The organism is Caballeronia sp. (assembly GCF_049581465.1).
GTDB lineage: Bacteria > Pseudomonadota > Gammaproteobacteria > Burkholderiales > Burkholderiaceae > Caballeronia.
The window spans coordinates 1-12,266 of sequence record NZ_JBAUSA010001405.1; the positions used below are offsets into that span (position 1 = coordinate 1).

The window sequence follows — 12,266 nt, forward strand, 5'->3', positions numbered from 1 at the left end:
CGCAAGCCCCGCGTCGAACGTTGCGGCGTTCAGCTCCTGCATGTCGAAAACCGAAAATGCCGTTGAGTCGACGGGGATGTTGGCCATGACGAAAATCGGGTCCGTTCGATCCGCTTACTTCGCTGCAGCGACCGTCACCAGTGCGGGACGGAGCACGCGGTCGGCGATGACGTAGCCTTTTTGCAAAACCGTCACGACCGTATTGGGGTCCTGGTCCGCAGGCACCATGGAGATGGCCTGGTGGCGATGCGGGTCGAATTTCTCACCCACCGGATTCAGGGCGACGACGCGCCCCTTTTCGAGCGCCGCAGTCAACTGGCGCAACGTGAGTTCGACGCCTTCGCGAACTTTCGCCAGGTCGGTCGATGAGTGCGTGAGTGCCGCTTCCAGGCTGTCCAGCACCGGCAACAGGTGCTCGGCAAAATTTTCGATAGCGAATTTGTGCGCCTTCTGCACGTCTTCTTGCGCACGGCGCCGCACGTTTTCCGTCTCGGCCTTCGCCCGCAGGAACTCTTCCTGCAACGCTGTCACCCGGGCTTGAGCCTCGGCCAGCAATGCTTCGTTTTCATTTGCGTCGACGGTTGCCGCCGCGGAATTCACGTCCGCTTCCTGAGCCGCTTGCCGAGCGGTTTCATCAATGGACGTAGAGTTCTGGCTCGCTGAATTTTCTTGCGTGTTTTCCATGTCGCTTGAGATTTTACTAAGTGTGAAAACGGATGAAATCGGACGCAACGTTGCGGTTTCGGTAACGCCCAATGGCCCTAGCCGATTCGCTGACTTCACATTGCGTAAACACAACTCTCGTCACTACCGCAGTCGCAGCCGCAAGGATTCATGACCGACGGTGGGCGATGTTTGCCGCCAACCGTTCATCTGAGGCTCAAATCAACCTTTTCAAGAGCTTGCACCTGCTTTGCAGCGCTATTTCTCGCCCGCCGAAACGGGCCGTTACAACCATTAAGCGCGCTTAATACGATTTAGATTGAGTGCCGGCACTTGCTCTCCTACACTTCGATCAAGTCTTCTCGAGCGCTAGTTAACCCTAATCTTACGAAAGCCCGATTGGAAGTCTTTTTTGCCGCAAAAGCTCGCTTGAATTTCGCTTATGCGCCCGTATTCCAGGTTGTACCGTTGTTACCGGGGGTGCCATGAAACTGACCTTTGCCATCGCGGTGGTCGCGCTGGTGCTTGTTGGAGGCACAACGACCATCTGCATGTCCGGCGCTGTCAATGAGCGCACCGTGGAGTATGGCGGCGTGTCTGCCACCATGGAACAGTTGTTCAGTCCGAACCAGCAAGTTTGTCGATAATGCGGCGGTCGCGCTTGGTTGGGCGACCCTGCAACGCAGCCGCTGGCTCGCGATACGTTTTTCTCCGCTCAGCCTCAGCCATACGTTTTTCCCGTCCGGCCTCAGTTTCCGCGTAAAGCGTCTGTGCGATCGGTGCAGGACCGCGCACTTCGCAGATTCCCAACACTTTTACTTGCCACAGCACCTGCTCGATCTCGATTTCGACGAGATCGCCGACGCGGACCTCTTTTGACGGCTTCACGTCCGCGCCGCCGATCCGCGCGCGGCCTTTTTCGACAGCATCGGCGGCCATTGAACGCGTTTTGAAAAATCGAGCCGTCCATAGCCATTTGTCGATGCGAAGACGTGCGCCGGGCTCGGTAGAAATGTTGTAGTGCATGGTTAGATGGGGTTAGGGGTGGGGGTTCTGCTGGCGGCGGGTATCGGGCGAGGGTGAAGTCCTTCTAGCGGCCACGCTCACCGCACTCAGAACCGCCCCAACCTCTCCCTAGGCGACAGCGCTCAGCACCTGCGGTGTCCTGACCGGCCATCCTTGCAAATGCTGGGCCACTATCTCGCCCAACGCCTTGATCCACGCCGGCGACCCGTTCAGGCACGCAATCCGATGAAACTCCTTGCCACCAGCCCGAACAAATTCCTCGCGGCCTTCAATGCCGATTTCCTCAATCGTTTCCAGGCAATCCGATGTGAATCCCGGACAGAACACATCTACCCGCTTGACGCCCGCAGCACCGAGCTCGGCAAGCGTAGGCGCGGTGTAGGGCTGCAACCATTCAGCCGGACCGAATCGCGACTGGAACGTCACCCGGCATTCGATCGGCGACAACCCCAACGCCGCCATCAGCAACGAACCGGTCAACTGGCATTGATCGTGATAAGGATCGCCAAGATCCATGGTGCGCTTCGGCACGCCGTGAAAGCTCAACACCAAACGGTCGCCGGACGCGAAATCGGGCCGGCCGTGCTGCCGCCAGTATTCATGGACCTGCTCGGCCAACGCGCCAATATAGGCCGGATGGTCGGCGTAATGCCGGATCGTGCGCAGCTCAGGTTGATTGCGAACGTGCCTCAACGCGCTAAAGGCGTCGTCGAAAGCAGTGGCGGTGGTCGACGACGAATATTGCGGATACATGGGCACTAACAACACGCGCTCCGCGCCTTCCAGCTTGAGCTGGTTCAGCATGGCCGGAATGCCGGGCGTGCCGTATCGCATAGCGTATTCGACTATCACGTGATAGTCGTTGACCTGGAACAAGCGTCGCAATCCCTCGACCTGCTTTTCCGTGTGAACCCGCAGCGGCGAGCCTTCAGGCAGCCAAACCTGCGCGTATTTCTTCGCCGATGCCCGGCCGCGAGAGGGCAAGATCGCAAGCCGCAAAATGACCTGCCACACGAGCGCAGGAATCTCCACCACTCGCGGATCCGACAGGAACTCGGCCAAGTACTTGCGAACGGCTCGCGGCGTGGGTGCGTCCGGCGTGCCGAGATTGATCAGCAGCACGGCTACGCGATGCGAAGCAGAAGGCTGCGAGGGCAACTCGAGGTCGTAGCGCATGGATGGACTCTGAAACCCGCACGGAGAAGGTGAAACTCATTATAGCGGCGCGTTTCAGAACGCATCATTGGCCAGACGGCCGACTAGTGCCCGATCTCGTTGCGCTGCACGATAGAGGTGTCGAAGGGACTTTGAGCGGAGTGATTCCCGGCACGCGGCCGGTTTAGTGCTGGCTGAGCGAGAGTGACAGGAGCCGCGCGGTGATATCGACAATGGGAATCACGCGGTTGTACGCCATTCGCGTAGGCCCGATCACGCCGAGCGTGCCCACGATTACCCCGTTTACTTCATAGGGCGCGGTCACCACGCTCATTTCCTCTATCGGTACGAGATTCGATTCACCGCCGATAAAAATCTGCACGCCTTGCGCGTGGCTCGATACGTCGAGTAACTGAAGGAGACTGGTCTTTTGATCGAATACGTCGAAAAGCTTGCGCAGCCGCGCCATGTCGGAGGAAAGATCCGCCACTTCAAGCAAGTTGCGCTCGCCGGAAATCAGCAAAGTGTCGCCGGCATCAGATTCATCGACGCTCGCGGCCACCGCTGCCTGCATCAGCGTGGTCATGTCGCCGCGCAACGCGTCGATTTCCTCGCGCAGTCGGCGGCGTACTTCATCGAACGACAATCCGGCGAAATGGACGTTGATGTAATTCGACGCCTCGGTGAGTTGCGACGGCGAATAGTCACGCTGGGTAGCCATAATTCGATTCTGCACGTCGCCTTCCGGCGTCACAATGATCAGCAAGATGCGCTTGTCGGACAGGCGCATGAACTCGATTTGCTTGAACATGTGACTGCGGCGCGGCGTGAGAATGATCCCCGCAAACTGCGACAGGCTCGACAACACGCTCGCAGCGGCAGCCACTAGCTTCGCGGGCTCACCGCCCTGCAGCTTGATCTTGACGGCGGAAGTCATCGCTTCGTCGTCGGTGGTTTCCACGCTGAGCATGGTGTCGACGAAGAGGCGGTAGCCACGCGGGGTGGGAATCCGTCCCGCGGAGGTGTGCGGGCTTGCCACAAGACCGAGTTCCTCGAGATCCGACATCACGTTGCGGATGGTGGCCGGACTGAGTTCGAGACCGGAATAGCGCGACAACGTGCGCGAACCGACCGGCTGACCTTCGGCGATATAGCGCTCGATCAGGGTCTTGAGAAGGGTCTGGGCACGTGGGTCTAGCATGGGGAAATTTTAGCTCAACGTGTGGGAAAACAGGTCATAAACAGCCAGGCGCGGCGACGATCCACGTGTCAGACAGCGTCGCGCGACATGTTCATTCAATACTGGTTAAGGATTTGCCCCATTCTAACGACAATTTACATCCACACTTCGGCTTGAACGCGACGAAGCTGTGATCCGTTCTTTTCGACACTTACCTATGGTGTAATGCCGCCATGGAAATTGGCAGCCAATTCAAGACTGTTGCGCTCGTGGGGCGCAGCAACACGCCCGGCATCAGGGAGCCGCTGACGGCGCTCGCCGCCTGCATTTCGAAACGCGGATTCGAAGTCGTGTTCGAGGCGGAAACGGCGCATGACGTTGGCGTGACCGGCTATCCGGCGCTCTCCACGCCCGAGATCGGCGCGCGTGCGGATGTGGCCGTGGTGCTCGGCGGCGACGGGACCATGCTGGGACTCGGCCGGCAACTGGCGCCGTATCGCACCCCGCTGATTGGCGTGAATCATGGGCGGCTCGGTTTTATCACGGATATTTCCCTCGCCGAGATGCAGGAACTCGTCCCGCAAATGCTCGCAGGCAGTTTTGAGCGCGAAGAACGCACGTTGCTGGAAGCACGAATTGTCCGGGATGGACGGCCGATCTATCACGCGCTCGCGTTCAACGACGTCGTGGTCAATCGAAGCGGCTTTTCGGGAATGGCGGAACTGCGGGTGTCCGTGGACGGGCGCTTCATGTACAACCAGCGTTCGGACGGCCTGATCGTCGCTACACCGACCGGCTCCACGGCCTATTCGCTTTCGTCTGCCGGGCCAATCCTGCATCCGCAATTACAGGGTTTCGTTCTTGTGCCGATCGCACCGCATTCGCTGTCCAACCGTCCGATCGTGCTGCCTGACGACTCGCGGGTGGAAATTCAGATCATCGGCGGCCGCGACGTCAACGTGAACTTCGACATGCAGTCGTTCACGGCCGTCGAACTGAACGACACCATTGAAGTGCGGCGTTCACGGCATACGGTTCCGGTGTTGCATCCGGTCGGCTATAGCCATTACGCCACGCTGCGCAAGAAGCTGCACTGGCATGAACACCCGTCGAATGACGACGATTCAAAACTCTAAGACGCCATGCTCCGCCATCTTTCGATCCGGGATTTTGTCATCGTGGCTGCGCTCGACCTTGAGTTCGAACGCGGCTTTACCGTGTTTTCGGGCGAGACGGGCGCCGGCAAGTCGATTCTCATCGATGCCCTCGCGCTCACGCTCGGCGCTCGCGCGGACGCGAGCGTGGTGCGCACGGGCGAGTTGAGGGCGGACATCACGGCCGAATTTTCGACGTATGCGCAGGTCGCGCGATGGCTCGACGACCATGCGCTCGCCGCCGGTGACGCCGACACCGTCATGTTGCGACGGGTTGTCGATTCGAACGGGCGCTCGCGGGCCTTTATCAACGGGACGCCGGCCACGCTCGTGCAATTGCGTGAACTAGGCGAAATGCTCGTCGATATTCACGGTCAGCACGCCCATCAACTGCTCATGCGGCCGGACGCCCAGCGCGAACTCTTCGATACCCACGCCGGCCTCATCGAAACCGCGCAGAAGGTAGCGCGTGCGCACCGCGTCTGGCGGGACGCCACGCAGGCCGTGGAACTGGCGCAGAGCCGCGATCGCGAGTTGCAACTGGAACGCGAACGTCTCGCGTGGCAACTCGGCGAACTCGACAAACTCGCGCCCCAGGAAGGCGAATGGGAAGAAGTGAGCGGCGAGCATCATCGGCTGTCGCACTCGGCGAGCTTGATCGACGGCGTACAGGGCGCGCTGAGCGCCCTCTCCGAATCCGACGACCCCATGATCGCCCAACTCTCGGCGATCGTGTCGAAGCTACGGGGTCTTGTCGATATCGACCCTGCGCTTGCCGACGTGCTGGCATCGCTCGAACCCGCTGAGATCCAGTTGCAGGAAGCGGCGTATTCGCTATCGCATTACGCGCAGCGACTCGAACTCGATCCGAACCGGCTGGCTCAAGTCGAGCATCGGATGGAACAATTGCACTCCGCCGCTCGCAAGTTTCGCCTGCAACCCGAAGCGCTACCCGAAGAGCACGCCGCCCGGCGCAAGCAACTCGAAGCGCTCGACGCCGCTGCCGATCTCGACGCTTTGCGCGCGACCGTTGCAAAGGCGAAAGCCGCCTACCTGGCCGAAGCCAAAGTGTTGTCGAAGGCGCGCACCAAGGCCGCGAAGTCGCTTGGCGCGGCCGTCACGAGGGGGATGCAGGAATTATCGATGGCAGGCGGGAGCTTCGAAGTCGCACTCGTTGCGTTGACCGAAGGGGGTCCGCACGGCCTCGAACAAGTGGAATTTCGGGTCGCGGGCCATGCGGGTGTCACGTTGCGTCCGCTCGCGAAGGTCGCGTCCGGCGGCGAACTTGCACGAATCAGCCTCGCGCTCGCGGTGATCGCGAGCACGGCAAGCCCCACGCCGACCCTGATCTTCGACGAAGTGGATACGGGTATTGGCGGCGGCGTGGCCGAAGTAGTCGGACGCTTGTTGCATCAACTCGGCCGCGACCGTCAAGTGCTCTGCGTGACGCATTTGCCCCAGGTCGCGGCGCGTGGCGACCACCATTTCCAGGTAGCAAAGGCCGGCGATTCAACGGGTGGAACGGTCAGCTCGGTCACGCCACTGGACAAATCCAGGCGTGTGGAGGAAGTCGCGCGCATGCTCGGCGGCCTGGAAATCACGGCAACCACACGCAAGCACGCGAAGGAAATGTTGGCGGCGTGAATGGTCAAGGCGGGGTTTGATTGCGGCGGCAATGTCGCCAGCAAAACCATCCCACCGTCCAGCACCCCCAAAACCTCAACCGCCGACGGCCCCAAACACCCGCGTCCAAAGTCCGGTCACCGCGGCCCGCTCGGCTGCAACTTCCTCCGGTTCAACGCGCGCCTTTTCCATCCCGTCGAGCCTGATGCGGTGCTGTAATTTCCGATAGCGCCGATACGCCGCCCCCACCGTTTCCGCCTCCTCCGCGCTCATCAAGCCAAATTTCGACGCCAGCAACAGCAACGAAATATTGCCCATGTTCCTCACGAACTCCGGATATTCCCGCGCGTGCAGCAGCACCCAGAACTGTACGATGAACTCGATGTCCACCATCCCGCCGCGATCGTGTTTCAGGTCGAAAAGTTTGCTGCGATTCGGATGACCGGCCGCCGACCGCTCGCGCATCGCGACGATTTCGTGCGCCAGCGCGCCGGCATCGCGTGGCATGGTAAGAACCTGGCGCCGGATCTCCTCGAAACGGGCGCCGATCTCGGCATCGCCCGCGCAATAACGTGCCCGCGACAACGCCTGGTGCTCCCAGACCCAGGCTGTGTTCGCGGCATCGCCTTCGCGAATCTGATAGCGGCGAAACGATTCGAGACTCGTCACAAGCAGCCCCGACTCGCCATTCGGACGCAGCCTCAGATCGACGTCGAATAGCGTGCCCGCGCCCGTCGCCGTGGTTAGCCACGTGACAAGGCGGCGCGCGAACATCGCGTAGATGTCGACGGCGGCTTCATCCGGGTCGTCGTGCAGAAAGATCAAATCCAGATCGGACGCGTAGCCCAACTCCTTCCCGCCGAGCTTTCCGTAAGCAACCACGGAGAAGCGCGGCACCTCGCGATGACGCTTAGGAAACTGCGCCCACACCGTTTCGATGGTGATGCCAAGCACGGCATCGGCGAGTTCGGACAAACGATCGCTGACATGTTCGACCGTGAGATAGCCTGAGAGGTCGATGAGAAGAATGCGGAACACTTCGGCTTGGTGAGCATGGCGCAGCAAGTCCATTTGCTGCTCGGCTCCGTCGGCGGCGGCAATTTGCTTGCACAAGGACTTACGAAATTGCGCCCAGTCGAACGGGCTGGTGATCAATTCATCGTCCAGCAATTCGTCCAGCAATTGCGGATGGCGGATGAGGTAACCGGCCGCCCAGCGCGATGCGCCCAGCACCGACAACACGCGTTCGAGCGCAGCCGGATATTCGGTCAGTAGCGCCAGATAGGCGCCGCGCCGGCTGATTGCTTCGAGCAAGTCGAACAAGCGCGCGATGGTGTCGCCGCGACGCTCAGGCGGCTGCGCATCCTTCGCTGCTTCGAGCGCGCGCTGGGCGATGATGTCGAAACGTTCGCGGCTGCGTTCGGGCAGGCCTTCGTAGCGGGACGATTTCCACACGTTCTGCAGGCGCGTCAGCACGGCGGCGGTATCGGTGAAACCGAGTTCGGCCAGTTGCCCGCGCACCTCTTCTTCGGCGCTTTCGTCGGCAAGCGCACTGCTCCAGACGCACGACGCCACCGAATCCTCGGCCACGCCGCAGCCGCCGTCGCCACTCACCTTGTCGGCGAAAGTCTCGTCGAACTGCTGCTCGACGTTGCTCCGATGCGCTTCGAGCGCGTCCTTCAGCGCGGAATAATCGGCGAAACCCATGGCCTCGGCCAAAATCGCACGATCCTCCGGCGCGACCGGCATGGCGTGCGTTTGCGCATCGTTGCGATATTGCAAGCGGTGTTCGAGCTTGCGCAGGAACAGGTACGCATCGGTGAGCTCGTTGCACACCGTCGCCGATATCAACCCGTGCGCCTGCGCGCGCTTCAACACGGACAAGGTCGGCCGGACCCGCAAGTCGGCAAATTGGCCGCCGCGAATAAGCTGGAAAACCTGCGCGCTGAACTCGATCTCTCGAATGCCGCCGCGCCCCAGCTTGATGTCGTCGGCTTTATCGGGCCGCATGTGTGCGCGACGTTGCGCTTCCTGGCGGATCTGCACATGTAATAACCGGATGGCGCCGATCACGCCGTAATCCAGATAGCGCCGATAAATAAACGGCGTAGTGAGCGCTTCGAGTTGCACGGCGAGCCGCTGCGCCGGCTCGCTTTCACCCTCCGACACCAGCCGCCCCTTGATCCAGGCATAACGCTCCCACTCGCGGCCCTGAACGTAGAAATACTCTTCGAGCATGCCAAGCCCGCACGCAAGGGGACCGGAATCGCCATTGGGCCGCAACCGCATGTCGACGCGAAACACATAGCCGTCCTCGGTCACTTCAGCCAGCGCGCCGATCAGCTTGCGCCCGAGGCGCGTGAAATATTCCTGCGTGGAAAGCGCGGCGCGCTGGCCGCCCGTCGTCTCGCCGTCGTCCTCATAGACCAGGATCAAATCGATATCCGACGACACGTTCAACTCGCGCCCGCCAAGCTTCCCCATTCCCACGACACCCAGCGTCAGCCGCTGCCCATCCTGCCCGCGCGGCTCGCCGAATACGGCTTCGAGATCCTCCGATAACACCGAGAGCGCGCGCTGGATGCTCACTTCGGCAAGATCGGTCATCGCGCCGGTGACCTCGGCGACATCGGCGAGACCGGCCAGATCGCGTTCCATCACCGTGCAAAATACCTCGCCGCGAAGCTTGCGGAGCGCGGTTTTCAGCGCGGCCTCATCGAGGCGATTGTTGGTTGTGCAGGTGCTGCATAACGCGTTCAGCCGTTCCTCGACCCACGCGCGGCGAATCGGTGTCTTAGACCATTGCGCCACTTGCGCGGCCAGTTCGGGACGCGCCGCGTACAGGCGCGACGCATAGTTGGACGTGGTCAAACTCAACAATGTGGCTTCGTTCATGAAAGGTCGGGCTCGGTCGTTGCTGTCTTCAATGGCCAGGTCATGGCCGGGGCTATCGTGCGAAATCGGCGTCAATGGAAGCCCGCGGCGCCAGGCGCCCGCCGATAAAGCTTCGCGGCCGCATCGTAGCGCGTCTTCGAGGCCTCGTCTTCAGGGTCTTCCAGCCCTTTTACGGGGCCACGCTGTGTTACATTTAATCGTTAAATCTCTAAAACCTACCATATAGCCGACCCATCGCCGCATGTCCGACCAGAAGGAATTTGCCGACCTGCCCGTAGCTGGACAATCGAAGCTCGGTGGTCACGCCGCGCTCGTGTTGTCGCGGGCGCTCAAAATCCTTCTGGTATTGGTCGCCGTCGTGTATTTCGCGGTTGCCGGAATTTATCTGGCATTGCGATATGTCGTGTTACCGCAAGTCGACGCGTTCCGGCCTCGGATCGAACAACTGGTCTCTTCGAAGATTCGTGCGCAAATGCGCATTGGCCGGATCACCGCGCAGTGGTCGGGCCTGGAACCTACCTTCGATATCGACAATCTCAGGATCGACGCCCTCGACGGCACGCCGGGCCTCGCCGTGCCGCATGCGAGCGCGACCATTGCGTGGCTTTCGGTCGTGCACCTCGCGCCTGTGCTGTCGAACCTGACCGTAGACGGCCCGGACGTGATCATTGCACGTGCCGCCGACGGTTCGCTGAGCGTGGCGGGCGTGCCCATTCCCGCGAGGCGCAATGGCAACAACACGTTCTTGACCTGGCTGTTGACCCAGCAAGCGATCGTGCTGCGCGACGGCACGCTGCGCTGGCACGACGCCGAAAAAGGCGCGCCGGAACTCGCGCTCAAACGCATCAAGCTCGCGGTCCTCAATGACGGCCTGCGGCATCGGCTTTCACTGCAAGCGCCAGCGGACGGCGAATTGCTGCACGGCCCACTCGATTTCCGGGCCGACTTCAAGCATCAGCGCTTCACCGTCACCGGCCGCTGGACGAACTGGACGGGCCGCGCGTTTTTATCGACGGGACCCGTGGACCTGCCGATGCTCGCGCGCTACGTCACCGTGCCGTTCGCCACGTATGGCGGCCGTTTCGACAACCGTATCTGGATCGATTTCGACAGCGGCAAGCTGCGGGCGGCGGGCGGCGACCTGACCGGTTCCGACATCGCGCTGCGCGTGCGTCCGTCGCAGCCGCGACTCGACATGCCCATCGCCCGTTTCAACTGGAATCTCGCGCTCAAGGACGATGAATACACGCTGAACCTGGCGGACGTGCACGCTGAACTGGGCCAAAAGCCGTTGGACGATGGCACGCCAATGTCCCGGCTGCTCGCCATGCGCACGCTCACCGGCCGATACCGCGCACCCAGCGTGGATCACGGACAGTTGCTCGCCGTCTCGGGGGACTACGTGGATCTCGGCATCCTCTCCGAGTTCCTGCGCGCGTTGCCCTTGCCAACGAGAGTGCAGAACTATCTCATCCGCTACAGTCCGCGCGGCCAAATTGCCAATTACACGCTCGAAAGCGTGCGGCCGAAGCCTAAAAACGCGGCCGATGCCGATGCCGCTGTGAATTCCCAGCGCGACCTGGGTCCTGACGAAACCCTTCGCTATACGGCCAAGGCCGAATTGCTGGGCGTCAGCATCCAGGCGCAGGAACCGCCGCCCGGCTTGACGATCATGAACCACCCACGTGCCGGGATCCCGGGCGTGGAGAACCTGTGGGGCACGATCGACGCCGATCAGGATCACGGCACAGCAGTCATCGATACGAAAAACACGGCCATCACCATGCCGGGGGTCTTCGATAATCCGCGCCTCACCTTCGACCAGATCGATGGGCGTATCGACTGGACGCTCGCCGATGCGCCCGGGAAACCACACAGGGCGATCACGGTGCACGTGCCTTCGCTGCGCGTGAAGAACGCCGATGCCCAGGCTAACGCGACGGCCGATTATAAGAACGTCGGCGAGGGCCGTGGTTCGCTCGACCTGAAGGCGAATGTCGCGCACATGGATTTGACGCATCTCGTGCGCTACCTGCCGACGAGTATCAGCGAAAAATTCCGGATCTATCTCGGGCATGCGCTTCAGGCCGGTACAGGCCGCGACGGAACCATAGAGGTTCATGGCGACCTGACCAAATTCCCCTATACCCGTTTCCCCGATGCCGGTCATTTCAAGATCGTGGCGCCGTTCAAGGGCGGAAAGTTCGATCCGACGCCCTTCCCGCCGCGCAAGATGGCCAATGGCACGCCCAGCTTCTGGCCGGCTTTCGACGGTATCGACGGGACGTTTCAGCTCGCCGAAAACAAGCTCCGTTTCGACGTCACGCGCGGTCACTATCTGGGCGTCGCGGTGAAGAAGACGGCGGGACATATCGACGATCTGGGCAATCGCGAATCCAAGGTGATGATCGACAGCGTGGCGTATGGCCCGGTCACCGACATGCTCGATTACGTCGAAAACAGTTCGCTCGGCGAGTTGTCGAAGCACGCGGCGACGAAGATTCGCGCGATCGGCGCCGCCACGCTCGCGCTGCACCTCGAGATTCCGCGCGTTGCGCCCCCGCCCGGCG

General features: G+C 61.3%; 9 protein-coding genes and 1 pseudogene. 4 read left to right on the plus strand and 6 right to left on the minus strand.

Annotated features, from left to right (window positions below; all coding sequences use genetic code 11):
- Positions 1–87, minus strand: a pseudogene (locus tag WCA53_RS33935) (thioredoxin family protein); the annotation flags it as partial.
- 27 nt (positions 88–114) lie between these two features.
- Positions 115–684, minus strand: a complete 570-nt coding sequence (gene grpE, locus WCA53_RS33940) for a nucleotide exchange factor GrpE (protein ID WP_423922499.1) — start codon at positions 682–684, stop codon at positions 115–117.
- Between the two features lie 464 nt (positions 685–1,148).
- Between grpE and WCA53_RS33945 the strand changes: the two genes are divergently transcribed.
- Entirely contained in the window at positions 1,149–1,310 is a 162-nt protein-coding gene (locus tag WCA53_RS33945) for a hypothetical protein (protein ID WP_423922504.1), read from the plus strand.
- On the opposite strand, the gene WCA53_RS33950 is transcribed toward WCA53_RS33945, so the two are convergent.
- From WCA53_RS33950 to hrcA, 3 genes are all read right to left on the minus strand, one after another.
- The gene (locus WCA53_RS33950; protein WP_423922507.1) at positions 1,282–1,689 is read right to left on the minus strand and encodes an RNA-binding S4 domain-containing protein; all 408 of its coding nucleotides are present in this window, start codon (positions 1,687–1,689) and stop codon (positions 1,282–1,284) included. The genes WCA53_RS33945 and WCA53_RS33950 overlap by 29 nt on opposite strands.
- A 108-nt stretch (positions 1,690–1,797) precedes the next feature.
- Positions 1,798–2,865, minus strand: coding sequence for a ferrochelatase (hemH, locus tag WCA53_RS33955; protein ID WP_423922512.1), 1,068 nt, complete (start codon positions 2,863–2,865; stop codon positions 1,798–1,800).
- Positions 2,866–3,028: 163 nt separating this feature from the next.
- A complete protein-coding gene (gene hrcA, locus WCA53_RS33960; protein WP_423922514.1) occupies positions 3,029–4,045 on the minus strand; it encodes a heat-inducible transcriptional repressor HrcA in 1,017 nt (338 codons plus the stop codon).
- Between the two features lie 212 nt (positions 4,046–4,257).
- On the opposite strand from hrcA, the gene WCA53_RS33965 reads away from it, so the two are divergent.
- Positions 4,258–5,160: an NAD kinase gene (locus WCA53_RS33965; protein WP_423922517.1), complete on the plus strand. Its 903-nt coding sequence runs from the start codon at positions 4,258–4,260 to the stop codon at positions 5,158–5,160.
- A gap of 6 nt (positions 5,161–5,166) precedes the next feature.
- Positions 5,167–6,822, plus strand: coding sequence for a DNA repair protein RecN (recN, locus tag WCA53_RS33970; protein WP_423922522.1), 1,656 nt, complete (start codon positions 5,167–5,169; stop codon positions 6,820–6,822).
- Positions 6,823–6,897: 75 nt separating this feature from the next.
- Here recN and glnE read toward each other — a convergent pair whose 3' ends face one another.
- A complete protein-coding gene (gene glnE, locus WCA53_RS33975) occupies positions 6,898–9,696 on the minus strand; it encodes a bifunctional [glutamate--ammonia ligase]-adenylyl-L-tyrosine phosphorylase/[glutamate--ammonia-ligase] adenylyltransferase (protein WP_423922527.1) in 2,799 nt (932 codons plus the stop codon).
- A gap of 241 nt (positions 9,697–9,937) precedes the next feature.
- On the opposite strand from glnE, the gene WCA53_RS33980 reads away from it, so the two are divergent.
- Positions 9,938–12,266, plus strand: a 2,329-nt coding sequence (locus tag WCA53_RS33980) for a YhdP family protein (protein ID WP_423922530.1), incomplete at its 3' end; no start/stop codon positions are given.